The following is a 13,426-nucleotide window of genomic DNA, read 5'->3' on the forward strand; positions in this document are numbered from 1 at the left end:
CGCCCAAGCCGGGGTTACCGTGGGCCGATGCGGATCGTCTCCCTGCTGCCCGCGGCGACCGACCTGGTCGCGACGCTGGGACGGCTGCCCGACCTCGTCGGCCGCACGCACGAGTGCGACTGGCCGCCGGGCCACCTCGAGGACGTGCCGGTCGTGACGCGGGCCGAGTTCGACCCGGACTCGCTGTCCAGCCGGGAGATCTCGGACGCGACGCACCGCGGGTCCGGGCTCTACACGCTCGACAGCGCACGCCTCGCGGAACTCGCTCCCGACGTGGTGTTCACCCAGGACCTGTGCGAGGTCTGCGCGGTGTCGTACCGCCAGGTGTCCGAAGCCGTGCGCACGCTCGACACCGGGCCGCTGGTGGTGAGCCTGGAACCGGCCACGGTGGACGGCGTCCTCGACTGCCTGCGCCAGGCCGGCGAAGTGCTGGACGTCCCCGGCCGGGCCGAGGCGGAGATCCGGGCGTTGCGTGAGCGCCTCGAAGCCGTGCGCCCCACGACTCGCCGTCCTCGCGTCGTCGCCTTGGAGTGGCTCGACCCGGTCTGGCCCGCGGGGCACTGGGTTCCCGAGCAGATCGCCCTCGCCGGCGGCGAACCGCTGCTGGCCGAGGCAGGCGAGCACACCCGGCCGGTCCCGTGGGACGCGGTGATCGACGCCCGCCCGGACGTGCTCCTCCTGATGCCGTGCGGCTTCGCGCCGGAACGCACCTTCGCCGAGGCCCCGGCACTGGCCTGCCGGCCCGGCTGGACGGACCTCCCGGCGGTCCGTGAGGACCAGGTGTGGGTGCTGGACGGTCCGGCGTACTTCAACCGCCCGGGCCCGCGGGTGGTCCGGGGCGCCGAGATCCTGGCCGACGTCCTGCGCGGCGGCGAACCTCCCGAGGCCCGGCGGCTCAACTCGCGCCCGTGACCTCGATGCCCACCACGCAGGTGTCGTCGTCGGTGTCGGCGGTGCTGTAGGTCAGCAGCGTGTCCAGCTGGTGTTCCAGCTCGCCGCCGTGGCGCTCGACCAGGGTCAGCAGCCGCGCGACGGTCTCCTGGACCGGGCGGTCGCGGCGCTCGATCAGGCCGTCGGTGTAGATCAGCAGGATGTCGCCGTCGTCGAGCTGCAGCTCCTCCTCCTGGTACACGACGTCCCGGACCGCGCCCAGCAGCGAACCCCGGATCAGCGGCAACGTCGTCGCGTCGCCGCCGCGGTGGCGGACGATCGGCGGCAGGTGCCCGGCCCGCGCCCAGCGCAGCTTGCGGCTCGCCGGGTCGTAGACGGCGGCGACCGCGGTCGCCGTCACGTGGTCGGTCAGGTGGTAGGCCACCAGGTTGAGCCACGTCAGCAGCTGCGCCGGCCCGGCACCGGTCGCCGCCAGCCCGCGCAGGGCGTTGCGGAGGCTGACCATGCCGGTGGCCGCGTCGATGCCGTGCCCGGCGACGTCGCCGACGCACAGCAGCACCTCGCCGGTCGGCAGCGCGACCGCGTCGTACCAGTCGCCCCCGACCAGGTGCTCCTTCTCCGCCGGCCGGTACCGGACCGCGGCCCGCAGGCCCGGCATGTCGATCGGGCCGGTGGCGGGCGGCATGATCGCGTGCTGCAGCTGCAGGGCGAGCCGGTTGCGCTCGATCGACTGCTGCTCGGTCTCGGCCAGCTTGTCCCGCGTGGCGGCCAGCGCGACTTCGGTCCAGTGCTGCGCCGAGACGTCCTGGTAGGCCCCGCGGACCGCGACGAGCTCGCCGCGGCCGTCCACGACCGGCTCCGCGACCACCCGGATGTGCCGGGCGACGCCGTCGGAACGCTGCAGCCGGAACGCCGTCGACGACGGGCGCCGGTGGTGCAGCACCGCGCGCAGGAAGCGGCCGATCGACGGGGCGTCGTCCGGGTGCGCGTGCGCCGCGAGCTCGTGCAGCGAGAGCGGGGTGGCGTTCGGCGGCAGGCCGTAGAGCGCGAACAGCTCGGTGTTCCAGGTGATCGCCCCGGTCACGACGTTCTCTTCGAAGCCGCCGATGCGGCCGAGCCGCTGCGCGTGCTGCAGCAGCACCGCGAGCTTCGCGGCGTCGTCCTGGATGCGCAGGATCAGCAGCACGTTCCCGGCGAACCGGGTCACGCTGACGTCGGTGAGGACGGTCAGCGGTACCTGGTCGACGAGCGTCGTGACGGCCATGCTCTCGGCGCGGAACGGCTCCCCGGTGGCGTAGACGCGCTGGATCATGTCGAGCAGGCCGCTCTCTTCGGCGGCGAGCGGGTACGCCTCCAGCATCCGTGTGCCGACGATCCGGCTGCGCGGCCGCCCGCCGGGGTCGGCGAACCGGACGTTGGCGTGGTGGATCCGGAAGTCGGTCAGCCGGCCGGCGTCGACGCACGGCGAGAGCAGCACGGCCGGGTCGTGCAGGCCGTCCACGAAGTCCACCAGCTCGCCGAGGAAGTCCCCGGACCCGGCCACCGGGGCGACCACGCCGTCCCAGGTGTCCAGGGTGTGCGCGCACAGTTCCGCGAGCGCGTCGAGCTGACGGCGCTGCCGCCCGGGTTCGGCGGGCAGTGGCTCGGGCCAGCACATCTCGACGACGCCGATGATGCGGCCGCCCGTCCCGGTGGGCACGGCGACGCGGCCGCCCTCGGCGAGTGTGTGCTGCCCGATGGACGGCAGCCCGGCACCCTTGAGCGTCGGGTACCAGATCGTGTCGCGCTCGATCAGCGCGCGGCGGGCCGGCGTCGCGACGCCGGGCGGGACGTAACGCCAACGCCCCGCCTCCTCGGCGGAGAACCCCGCCGAGCCCGCGAGCGTCAGGGACCCGTCCGGCCCGGCCAGCCACACGGCGACCGCCGTCGCGCCGAGCGGGCGCAGTGCGTGCTCCAAAATGGACTCCGCGACGCGCTGGGTGTCGCCGGCCGCCAGCACGCCGCTCTCGGCCGTGCGCAGCCGCACCGCGACCGAGTCCTCCCCGTCGGCGCGGGCCAGGAACTCCTGCGTCACCTCGGTGATCCGGTCCTCGGCCGCCTCGCCGACGACGTCCGCGGCGAACTCCAGCGGCGTCATCCCCGCGCGTTCCGCCAGGCTTTCCAGCTGCCGGGCGGCGTCGGCGGGCGTGCAGTGCAGGCGTTCCATCAGGACGCCCTTGGCGAGCTCGATCAGCGCGCGGCCGTCCGCGACGGCGTGCGCGTGGTCGACCTCGCCCCGCAGGCGGGCGACCGTGTCCGCGAGGCGGGCGAGGTTGGCGGACACCTCGGCGGGTGGCGTGAGCGCCGGGAGCGTCTCTTCTTCGGCGGTCACCCGATCACGCCGTCACGTGCCGCTTGATGCGGGCGATGAGATCGTCCGCGTCGACCGGCTTGGTCACGTAGTCGGTGGCCCCCGAAGCGAGGCTCTTCTCGCGGTCGCCCGGCATCGCCTTCGCCGTCACCGCGACGATCGGGATGCGCGCGTGCTCGGGCATCGCGCGGATCTTCGCGGTCGCGGTGTAACCGTCCATCTCCGGCATCATCACGTCCATCAGGATGAGGTCGATGCCGGGGTGCGCGGCGACCGTCTCGACGCCCTTGCGGCCGTCTTCGGCGTGCAGCACCTGCATGCCGTGCAGCTCCAGGATCCCGGTGAGCGCGTAGACGTTCCGGGGATCGTCGTCGACGATCAGCACCGTGCGCCCGGCCAGCGTGGTGTCGACGTCCGCCGCCCGCACCGGCGCCGCCGGCTCGTCCGGGCGGACCAGCGGCAGCACCGCGCCGGGCTCCTCCGCCGACAGGTGCAGCGCGATCCGCTCGCGCAGCTCGTCCAGCCCCGACAGGACCTCCAGCGACTGGACGTCCGCGCGGGACTGCAGCAGCTGCTCGAGCTCGACGTCGAGCCGGCGGCTGTTGTGCGCGAGCACCGGCACCAGCCGCAGCGCGCTGTCGCCCTGCATCGCGTCGAGGAACCCGAACGCCGCCCGCTCGGGCAGGTCCAGGTCCAGCACGACGCAGTGGAAGGCGTCGGTGGCGAGGGCGGCCGCGGCCTCCTGGGTCCCGACCGCGGTGACGACCTCGACGTCGGCGGGCGAGATGCCGATGTCGCGGCTGTCGGCCAGGTCCGCGGCGGCGCTTTCGGCCACGAGCGTCAACAGCCCGTGCTGACGCTCCTCCACGACGAGCAGCCGCCGGTAGGCCCGCGGCGCGGACGTTGTGACGCCCACGCCGGCGTCCCCGGTCACCACGGTGGTGCCGGGGTACTCCCCCGCAGGCAGCGCGGCGAAGTCCGGGCGCGCGACCGGCAGGGAGAAGGTGAACGTGCTGCCTTCGCCGGGTGTGCTCTCGGCCGTGATGAACCCGCCGAGCAGCTGCGCGATCTCGCGGCTGATCGACAGGCCGAGCCCGGTGCCGCCGTACTTGCGGCTGGTGGTGCCGTCGGCCTGCTGGAACGCGCCGAAGATCGATTCCAGCTGGTGCTCGGCGATCCCGATGCCGGTGTCGGTCACCCGGAACGCGACGGCGGGCCCGTGCGCGCGCAGCGGCCGGGGCAGGCGCTCGGCCTCGACGGGCTCGATGTGCAGCTCGATCCCGCCGACGTCGGTGAACTTGACCGCGTTGGACAGGAGGTTGCGCAGCACCTGGCGCAGCCGCGAGTCGTCGGTGAGCAGTTCGGCCGGCGACCCGGGCGCGACGGTGATCCGGAAGTCCAGGTGGCGCTGCGAGGTCATCGGCCGGAACGTCGCTTCGACGTAGTCCAGCAGGCCCCGCAGGGACACCTGCTCCGGCGTGACGTCCATCTTCCCGGCTTCGACCTTCGACAGGTCGAGGATGTCGTTGATCAGCTGCAGCAGGTCCGACCCGGCCGAGTGGATGATGCCCGCGTACTCGACCTGCTTCGCGGTGAGGTTGCGGGTCGGGTTCTGCGCGAGCAGCTGAGCCAGGATGAGCAGGCTGTTGAGCGGGGTGCGCAGCTCGTGGCTCATGTTGGCCAGGAACTCCGACTTGTACTTCGACGCCAGCGTCAGCTGCTGGGCGCGGGCCTCCAGCTCCTGGCGGGCCTGCTCGATCTCCAGGTTCTTCGTCTCGATGTCGCGGTTCTGCGTGACCAGCAGCGCCGCCTTCTCCTCCAGCTCCGCGTTGGACGACTGGAGCTCCTCCTGCCGCGCCTGCAGTTCCTCCGACCGGGTCTGCAGCTCGGCCGTCAGCCGCTGGGACTCGCCGAGCAGCTCGTCGGTGCGGGCGTTGGCGACGATGCTGTTGACGTTGACGCCGATCTGCTCCATCAGCAGCTCGAGGAACGCCCGGTGCACGGCGGTGAAGCCGTGCACCGACGCGATTTCGAGCACGCCGAGCACCTGGTCCTCGACCACGATCGGCAGCACGATCAGGCTCGTCGGCACGGTGCGGCCGAGCCCGGAGGAGATCGTGGCGTAGCCGGGCGGGACGTCGTCGACGACGATCGGGCGGCGGCTGCGCGCGGCCTGCCCGACCAGGGACTGGCCGACCCGGAACCGGACGGCCGGGCCGTCGCCGTCGTCCGGGTGGCCGTATGCGCCGACGAGCCGCAGCTCCGGCACCTCGGCGGTGTCGTCGGCCAGGTAGAACGCGCCGTACTGGGCGTTGACCAGCGGGACGAGCTCGTCCATCACCGCGGCCGCGACGACGGCGAGGTCCCGGCGGCCCTGCATCAGCCCGGTGATGGTGGCCAGGTTGGACTTCAGCCAGTCCTGCTCCTGGTTCGCCCGCGTCGTCTCGCGCAGCGACTCGACCATCGAGTTGATGTTGTCCTTCAGCTCGGCGACCTCGCCGGAGGCGTCGACGGTGATCGAGCGGGTCAGGTCGCCCTCGGCGACGGCGCTGGTGACCTCGGCGATCGCGCGGACCTGCCGGGTGAGGTTCCCGGCCAGCTCGTTGACGTTCTCCGTCAGCCGCTTCCAGGTGCCCGACACGCCTTCGACCTCGGCCTGGCCACCGAGGCGGCCCTCGCTGCCGACCTCACGCGCCACGCGCGTGACCTCCGCGGCGAACGCGGAGAGCTGGTCGACCATCGTGTTGATCGTGGTCTTGAGCTCGAGGATCTCGCCCCGGGCGTCGACGTCGATCTTGCGGGTCAGGTCGCCCTGCGCGACGGCGGTGGTCACCTGGGCGATGTTGCGGACCTGCCCGGTGAGGTTGTTCGCCATCGAGTTGACGTTGTCGGTGAGGTCCTTCCAGGTGCCCGCGACGTTCGGCACGCGGGCCTGCCCGCCGAGCATGCCCTCGGTGCCGACCTCGCGGGCGACGCGGGTGACCTCGTCCGCGAACGCCGACAGCGTGTCGACCATCGTGTTGATGACGTCGGCCAGCGCGGCGACCTCGCCCTTGGCCTCGACGGTGATCTTGCCGGACAGGTCGCCGCGCGCGACCGCCGTCGCGACCTGGGCGATCGAGCGCACCTGGCCGGTCAGGTTCGAGGCCATGACGTTGACGTTGTCGGTGAGGTTCTTCCAGGTCCCGGACACCCCGCGGACCGTGGCCTGGCCGCCGAGGTTGCCCTCGGTGCCGACCTCGCGGGCCACGCGGGTGACCTCGTCCGCGAACGCCGAGAGCTGGTCGACCATCGTGTTGATGGTGTCCTTCAGCTCGAGGATCTCGCCGCGGGCGTCGACCCGGATCTTCTGGGACAGGTCGCCGCGCGCGACGGCCGTGGTGACCTCGGCGATCGAGCGGACCTGCGCGGTGAGGTTGTCGGCCATGACGTTGACCGACTCGGTGAGGTCCTTCCAGGTGCCGGAGACGCCCTTGACGTCGGCCTGGCCGCCGAGCCGGCCCTCGGTGCCCACCTCGCGCGCCACGCGGGTGACCTCGTCCGCGAACGCGGACAGCTGGTCGACCATCGTGTTCAGCGTGTCCTTGAGCTCCAGGACCTCGCCGCGGGCGGTCACGTTGATCTTCTGGGACAGGTCGCCCTTGGCGACGGCCGTGGCGACCTGGGCGATGTTGCGGACCTGGTCGGTCAGGTTCCCGGCCATGAAGTTCACCGAGTCGGTGAGGTCGCGCCAGGTACCGGAGACCCCCTTGACGTCGGCCTGACCGCCGAGCCGGCCCTCCGTGCCCACCTCACGGGCCACGCGGGTGACCTCGTCCGCGAACGACGACAGCTGGTCCACCATCGTGTTGATCGTGCTCTTGAGCTCGAGGATCTCGCCCCGGGCATCGACCGTGATCTTCTGCGAGAGGTCACCCTTCGCGACCGCCGTCGTCACCTGGGCGACGTTGCGGACCTGGTCGGTCAGGTTCCCGGCCATGAAGTTCACCGAGTCGGTCAGGTCGCGCCAGACACCGCCGACGCCGGGCACCTGGGCCTGGCCGCCGAGCCGGCCTTCGCTGCCGACCTCGCGGGCGACGCGGGTGACCTCGTCGGCGAACGACGACAGCTGGTCCACCATCGTGTTGACGGTGTCCTTCAGCTCGAGGATCTCGCCGCGCGCGTCGACGTCGATCTTCTGCGACAGGTCGCCCTTGGCCACCGCGGTCGCCACCTGGGCGATGTCCCGGACCTGGGTGGTCAGGTTGCCGGCCATGGCGTTCACCGAGTCGGTGAGGTCCTTCCAGGTGCCGGACACACCGGGGACCTTCGCCTGCCCGCCCAGCTGGCCCTCGCTGCCGACCTCGCGGGCGACGCGCGTGACCTCCGAGGTGAACAGCGACAGCTGGTCGGCCATCCCGTTGAACACCGTGGCGATCTCGCCGAGCAGACCGTCGGTCCCGCCCGGCAGCCGGATGCCGAAGTCGCCGTCGCGGACGGCGGTCAAGCCGGCCAGCAGCCGGCGCAGCTCCTGCTCCCCCGCCTCGCCCACGCCCGAAGCGCCCGCACCCGTGCCCGGGCGCGTCCCCTCGACCATTGCCCCACCCATCCGCCACCCGTTTCTTCGGTTTTCGGCGCCCCGGCGCCGTCCCGATGTGCACACCGGGTGGTTCAGCATAGTGCAGCTGCACTATCCTGAGCGGCAACGGTTGAGCAACCAGCCGCGCCCGTGTCCGCGCGCGTACTCCAGGCGGTGCTCGCGAGTCTTTCCTTCCCTGTCAGGCCATCCGGCCGCGTTGCCCCGTTCGGCTGAACGCGGTCTCGGCCAGCGGTGACGTGCGCTCGACGGCGTCACCGGCTTTCGTCGTACCCAAAAAGCGTCCACAATGGACGATCCACTGTGGACCGCTCGGCCGCCCGGCGTGTACCGCGCCGTTCCGGCGGGTACGCGAGGGCCATGGATGCCGAAACCCTGGTTGTCGTCGGCAGCGGACCGGCCGGCGTGTCGGCCGTGCGCGCCTACCGCGAAGCGGGTGGCGCGGGACAGGTCCGGCTGCTCACCGCCGACCCCGACCCGCCCTACGAACGCCCGCCGCTGTCCAAGGAGTTCCTGCGCGGCGAGGCCGGCGAGGACGACATCTCCCTGCTGGACAAAGACTTCTTCGCCGACAACGACGTCACCCTCGCCCTCGGCGACCCCGTCGTCGCACTGAGCGGCGGCCGGGTGCGCACCGCCGCCGGCGCCGTCCACCCGTTCACGCAGTGCGTGCTGGCGACCGGAGCCGAACCCGTCCGGCCCGACCTCCCGGGCGCCGACCACCCGGACGTGCGCACCCTCCGCTCGGTCGCCGATTCCCGCGCCCTGCGCGCCGCCGCCACCGGGGTGCGGAGCGCGATCGTCGTCGGCGCGGGGTTCATCGGCTGCGAAGCCGCCGTTTCGCTGTCGCGGCTCGGTGTCCAGGTGACGGTCGTCTGCCCGGACGAGGTGCCCCAGGAGAAGCGCTTGGGCCGGGAAGCGGGCGAATTCCTGCTGCACTGGCTGAAATCCGAAGGCGTGAGCGTCCTGCGCGGCACGAAACTCCTGTCGGTCGAAGGCGGGTACCGCGTCCGCACGGATCTGGTGCCGGTGCTCGACACCGGGCTCGTCGTGCTCGCCACCGGGATCCGGCCCCGGGTCGGGCTGGCCGAATCGGCCGGCCTCGCCGTCGAAAACGGCCGCGTCCGCACGGACGAGCACCTGCGGACGAGTGCGCCCGGCGTGCTCGCCGCGGGCGACATCGCGTTCGCCCACAACCCCGCGGCGGGCCGGGCCCTGGCGGTCGAACACTGGGGCGAAGGCCTCGCGATGGGCGAGGTCGCCGGCCGGACCGCCGCGGGCGAAGACGCCACCTGGGCCGAGGTCCCCGGATTCTGGTCGGTCATCGGCGACCGCGTCCTGAAGTACGCGGCCTGGGGCGACGGTTTCGACCGCGCCCGTCCGGTCGCGCGCGACGGTGAGGCGTTCACGGTCTGGTACGAACGCGACGGTGCGACGGTCGGCGTGCTGACCCACGAAGCCGACGAGGACTACGAACGCGGCCGTGAGCTGATCCGCGGCGGCCACCCCGTCCCGGACCGCTGACTCAGAGCCAGTCCCGCTTCTTGAAGAGCACGTACAGCCCGAACGAGAGCACCAGCATCACGATCGTCGACACCCAGAACCCGGTCGGCGTGCCGTTGCCCGGGTACGGGACGTTCTGGCCGTAGAACCCGGTCACCGCGGTGGGCACCGCGATCACCGCCGCCCACCCGGTGACCTTCTTCATGATCAGGTTCAGCCGGTCGCTCTGCAGGTTGAGCTGGGTCTCGCGGACCGTGGTGAGGCGGTCCCGCAGCGCCTCGACGTGCTCGGCGGCCTGCCGCGCGTGGTCGCGGACGTCCTCGAAGTACGGGCGGGTGAACTCGTCGGCCAGCCGCAGGTCCGGCCGCATCAGGGAGGCGACGACGTCGGGCACGGGCGCGATGACCCGGCGCAGCCTGCTCAGGTTCTTGCGCAGCCGGAAGGAGCGGCGCTGCAGCTCCGAGGTGTCGGGGCGGTCGTCGAACACCAGGTCCTCCAGGTCCTCGACCTCGTCGTCGAGGGCCTGGACGGCCTCGAAGTGCCCGTCGACGACGTAGTCGAGCAGGCCGTGCAGCAGGAACGGCACGCCGGACTTCGCCAGGTCGGTGGCGTGGTCCCAGCGCTGCGTGACGGCTTCGACCGGGAAGCCGTCGTCCTTGCGGACCGTCACCAGGGCCCGCGGTGTCACGAACACGGCCAGCTCGGAGGCGGTGGTCTCCCCGCTCGCCCGGTCGAACCGGACCGCGTAGGCCGTCAAGAACGCGTGGCTTTCGTAGCGGTCCAGCTTGGGCCGCTGGTGCTCTTGGACGGCGTCTTCCACGGCGAGGCGGTGCAGGCCCAGCTCGTCGGCGAGCTCGGCGAGGTCCGCTTCGGACGGTTCACACAGGTCGACCCAGACGGCCGTGTCCGGTTCGGCCAGGAAGTCGGAGACGTCGGCGACCGCGAAGTCTTCCTTCTGCAGCCGGCCGTCTCGGTAGGCACGGGTTTTCGTCATCCCGGGGGGATGCCCGCTCGAGGCGGTGTTCACACCCGCGCGTAACCGGCGGGGAAGCGGGTAAACCGATCTTGTGGAGACGCTCCTGGCGAAGACGCCACCGAAACCCCTGCCCTCGCCCCGGACCACTGCCGTGGTCGGTGCCGAGCTGCGGTCGCTGTTCGCGGCCGGCGGGCTCGACCTGCCGCTGCCGGGCGGGGAGCGGACGGCGGACCGCTGGGCGGCCCTCGCCGCCTTCGGCCGCCGCGACCTGACCCTGGCCCGGCTCGTCGAGGGGCACACGGACGCCGTCGCGATCCTCGCCGAGGCCGGCCACTCCCCCGCCCCGGACGCGCTCTACGGCGTGTGGGCGGCGAAGTCCGGCGGCACCGGTGCCGCCTTCGAAGGCGGCACGGTCCGCGGGACGGTCCGGTTCTGCTCGGGGCTTTCCCTGCTGGACCGCGCGCTGGTGGCCGCCGGTGACCGGCTCGTCGAGGTGGACCTCGCCGACCCGCGCGTCCGGCGGCACCCGGACGCGTGGCAGGCCGTCGGGATGGACGCCTCCGACAGCGGCGACGTCGTGTTCGACGGCGTGCCGGGCACGCTCGTCGGGCCGCCGGGCTGGTACGTGACCCGGCCCGGGTTCGCGCTCGGCGGCGCCGGGGTCGCGGCCGTCTGGCTCGGCGGGGCCGCGGGTGTCTTCGACGGCGTGCTGGCCTACCTGCGCGAGCACTCCGCCGACGAGCACCAGCTCGCGCACGCCGGCGCGATGCACACCGCGCTCAACGCCGCCGACGCCGTGCTCGCCCGGGCCGCCGAGACGGGGGTCGACGCCCTGGTCGCCGGGACCTGCCGGGCCGCGGCGGAACGCACCGCCGTCGAAGTGCTCGAGCGGGCGCTCAAGGTGACCGGGCCGACGCCCGCGTGCCGCGACCGGCGCTTCGCCCAGCGGATCGCCGACCTGCCGGTGTACGTCCGGCAGCACCACGCCGAGCGGGATCTCGCCGGGCTCGGCCGCACTGTCCTGGACGCGGTATGACCGAGTACGTCCCGGAAGCCGAGTGGGCATCGCTGCCCGCCTTGCCGGCCTGGCCCGAGGAACCGTTCGAACGCGCGCTGGTCGTCGCCGCGCACCCGGACGACGAAACGCTCGGGGCGAGCGGGCTCCTGCAGCGCCTGCACGCGGCCGGCACCGAGGTGACCCTGGTGGTGGCGACCGACGGCGAAGCGGCGTTCCCGGCCGCGGACGCCGCGGAACGCCGCGACCTGGGCCGCACGCGCCGCCGCGAACTGCGCGAATCCCTGCGGGCCCAGGGCCTTTCCGACGTCGAGCCGGTGTGGCTGGGCCTGCCGGACTCCGGGCTCGCCGCGCACGGCGACGCCTTGACCAGTGCCGTGCGCTCGCACGCGACCGGCCACGACCTGTGCCTGCTGCCCTGGCCCGGCGACCCGCACCCGGACCACCAGGCGGCGGCGCGCGCCGCGTTGGCCGCCGCGCCCCTGACCACGCAGTGCTGGACGTACCCGATCTGGCTGTGGCACCGGCTGCGGCCCGGCGACCCCGCCATCCCGTGGGCGCGGGCCCGCTCGCTCCGGCTCGGTCCGGCGGAGCGCGACGCCAAAGCCGGCGCCATCGCCGCGTTCGCCTCACAGCTCAAGCCGGGCCCGCGCGGCGAGGACCCGATCCTGCCGGACGAGGTGCTGGCCCACTTCGCCCGGGACACCGAGGTGTTCTTCCGCGAACCGCCGCGGGAGTCGGCGCCGGTGAGCCGGTTCGCCGAGCTGTACGCGGCCGCCGAAGACCCGTGGTCGGTGCGGACGAAGTGGTACGAGCGCCGCAAGCGCGCGATGGTGCTGGCGTGCCTGCCCGACGAGCACTACGGCACGGTCGTCGAGCCGGGCTGCGGCGTCGGCGTGCTCACGCGCGACCTCGCGGGCCGGGCCGGGCGGCTGATCGCGTTCGACCCGGTGCCCGCCGCGGCCGAGCGGGCCCGCGCCGCCGTCGCCGATCTGTCCCATGTGGACGTCCACATCGGAGCGGTGCCCGGCGCGCTGCCGTCCGGTCCCGCCGATCTGCTGGTGTACGGCGAACTCCTGTACTACCTGGACGATCGCACGCTCGACGAGACGGTCGAGGCGTCGGTCGCGGCACTGCGGCCCGGCGGCCACCTGCTCGCGGTGCACTGGCTGCCGTGGGCGCCCGAAGCACCGCGAGACGGCCGGGACGCGCACGCCCGGTTGCTCGCGCACCCCGCGTTCGAGCCCCTGGTCGAGCACACCGACGAGCAGTTCCTCCTGCACGTGCTGAGGCGCCGGTGATCGGCGCGGTCGGCGTCGTCGTCCCCGCGCGGGACGAGGCGGAGTTGATCGGCGCCTGCCTGCACGCGCTCGGGGAAGCCCTGCACCGGCTGCCCGCCGGGATCGCCCACGCGGTCTGCGTGGTCGCCGACCGGTGCCGGGACTCGACCGCCGCGATCGCCCGGGCCGCGTCGGACGTGGTGGTGTCCGAAGCCGCGCGCACGATCGGCGAGGTGCGCGACCTCGGCATCGCCCGGGTGCGCGAGCGGCTGGGCTCGCCGGCGGCGGAAACCCTGCTGCTGAGCACGGACGCCGACACGTGCGTGACGCCGGGGTGGGCGCTGGTGCACCTGGCCCGGGCGCGGCAGGGGTACCACGCGATCGCCGGGACGGCCGAGCTCTCGGCCCCGTTCAGCGAGTCGGAACAGGCGTTGCGGCGGTACGACCGCTTGCTCGACCAGGCCCCGGGCTCGGTCTACGGCGCGAACCTGGGCGTGCGCGCGGACGCCTTCGACGCGGTGGGCGGCTTCGGCCGGTGCGCGACCGGCGAGGACCACGACCTGTGGCGCCGCCTGGGCCGGGCGGGCTTCCGGCGCTGCTTCGAGCCCGCGGCCCCGGTGGTGACGAGCGCCCGGCTGGACGGCCGCGCCCCCGACGGCCTCGCGGCCCTGTTGCGACGCCTGGCGGAGGAGACGGACTCGGTCGCCTGACCGGCCGGTCGTGGAGGTCGTAGCAGGGGTTGTCTCCGCCGTACCCCGGGCCCGGTCGGCCAAGCCCAGCAGGCCGACGTACGGCGAGCCGGTCGAGCGCGTCGCGGTGCGGGTCCCGGCGGCCG

Annotated in this window: 8 protein-coding genes; 5 read left to right on the top strand and 3 right to left on the bottom strand. The window is 73.4% G+C overall.

The window, feature by feature from the left end; all coding sequences use genetic code 11:
- Window positions 1-27 precede the first annotated feature (27 nt).
- Window positions 28-912 carry a cobalamin-binding protein gene (locus ACWEN0_RS14635; protein ID WP_451973160.1) on the top strand — a complete coding sequence of 295 codons (885 nt, stop codon included), beginning with the start codon at window positions 28-30 and terminating at the stop codon, window positions 910-912.
- Here the strand turns inward: ACWEN0_RS14635 and ACWEN0_RS14640 are convergent.
- Both ACWEN0_RS14640 and ACWEN0_RS14645 read right to left on the bottom strand, forming a co-directional pair.
- Window positions 896-3,262 carry a SpoIIE family protein phosphatase gene (locus ACWEN0_RS14640; protein ID WP_451973162.1) on the bottom strand — a complete coding sequence of 789 codons (2,367 nt, stop codon included), beginning with the start codon at window positions 3,260-3,262 and terminating at the stop codon, window positions 896-898. The two genes, ACWEN0_RS14635 and ACWEN0_RS14640, sit on opposite strands and share 17 nt — an antisense overlap.
- A gap of 4 nt (window positions 3,263-3,266) precedes the next feature.
- Window positions 3,267-7,817: a HAMP domain-containing protein gene (locus ACWEN0_RS14645; protein ID WP_451973164.1), complete on the bottom strand. Its 4,551-nt coding sequence runs from the start codon at window positions 7,815-7,817 to the stop codon at window positions 3,267-3,269.
- A gap of 360 nt (window positions 7,818-8,177) precedes the next feature.
- On the opposite strand from ACWEN0_RS14645, the gene ACWEN0_RS14650 reads away from it, so the two are divergent.
- The gene (locus tag ACWEN0_RS14650) at window positions 8,178-9,341 is read left to right on the top strand and encodes an NAD(P)/FAD-dependent oxidoreductase (protein ID WP_451973166.1); all 1,164 of its coding nucleotides are present in this window, start codon (window positions 8,178-8,180) and stop codon (window positions 9,339-9,341) included.
- 1 nt (window position 9,342) lies between these two features.
- Here ACWEN0_RS14650 and ACWEN0_RS14655 read toward each other — a convergent pair whose 3' ends face one another.
- Window positions 9,343-10,314 carry a magnesium transporter CorA family protein gene (locus ACWEN0_RS14655; protein ID WP_451973168.1) on the bottom strand — a complete coding sequence of 324 codons (972 nt, stop codon included), beginning with the start codon at window positions 10,312-10,314 and terminating at the stop codon, window positions 9,343-9,345.
- A 73-nt stretch (window positions 10,315-10,387) separates the two neighbouring features.
- Here ACWEN0_RS14655 and ACWEN0_RS14660 point away from each other — a divergent pair, with 73 nt between their 5' ends.
- The 3 genes from ACWEN0_RS14660 to ACWEN0_RS14670 are packed head-to-tail and all read left to right on the top strand — an operon-like array spanning window position 10,388 to window position 13,301.
- Window positions 10,388-11,332 carry an acyl-CoA dehydrogenase family protein gene (locus tag ACWEN0_RS14660; RefSeq protein ID WP_451973170.1) on the top strand — a complete coding sequence of 315 codons (945 nt, stop codon included), beginning with the start codon at window positions 10,388-10,390 and terminating at the stop codon, window positions 11,330-11,332.
- Window positions 11,329-12,612, top strand: coding sequence for a bifunctional PIG-L family deacetylase/class I SAM-dependent methyltransferase (locus ACWEN0_RS14665; RefSeq protein WP_451973172.1), 1,284 nt, complete (start codon window positions 11,329-11,331; stop codon window positions 12,610-12,612). Before ACWEN0_RS14660 ends, ACWEN0_RS14665 begins: the two co-directional genes overlap by 4 nt.
- The gene (locus ACWEN0_RS14670; RefSeq protein WP_451973174.1) at window positions 12,609-13,301 is read left to right on the top strand and encodes a glycosyltransferase; all 693 of its coding nucleotides are present in this window, start codon (window positions 12,609-12,611) and stop codon (window positions 13,299-13,301) included. The genes ACWEN0_RS14665 and ACWEN0_RS14670 overlap by 4 nt, the downstream gene beginning before the upstream one ends.
- Window positions 13,302-13,426 lie beyond the last annotated feature (125 nt).

This window comes from Amycolatopsis sp. NPDC004378, from assembly GCF_053602455.1.

Excerpts from the sequence above, each read along its gene's own strand:
- ACWEN0_RS14635 (WP_451973160.1), top strand. The coding sequence starts at position 28 with ATGCGGATCGTCTCCCTGCTGCCCGCGGCGACCGACCTGGTCGCGACG.
- ACWEN0_RS14645 (WP_451973164.1), bottom strand. The coding sequence starts at position 7,817 with ATGGTCGAGGGGACGCGCCCGGGCACGGGTGCGGGCGCTTCGGGCGTG.
- ACWEN0_RS14650 (WP_451973166.1), top strand. The coding sequence starts at position 8,178 with ATGGATGCCGAAACCCTGGTTGTCGTCGGCAGCGGACCGGCCGGCGTG.
- ACWEN0_RS14655 (WP_451973168.1), bottom strand. The coding sequence starts at position 10,314 with ATGACGAAAACCCGTGCCTACCGAGACGGCCGGCTGCAGAAGGAAGAC.
- ACWEN0_RS14665 (WP_451973172.1), top strand. The coding sequence starts at position 11,329 with ATGACCGAGTACGTCCCGGAAGCCGAGTGGGCATCGCTGCCCGCCTTG.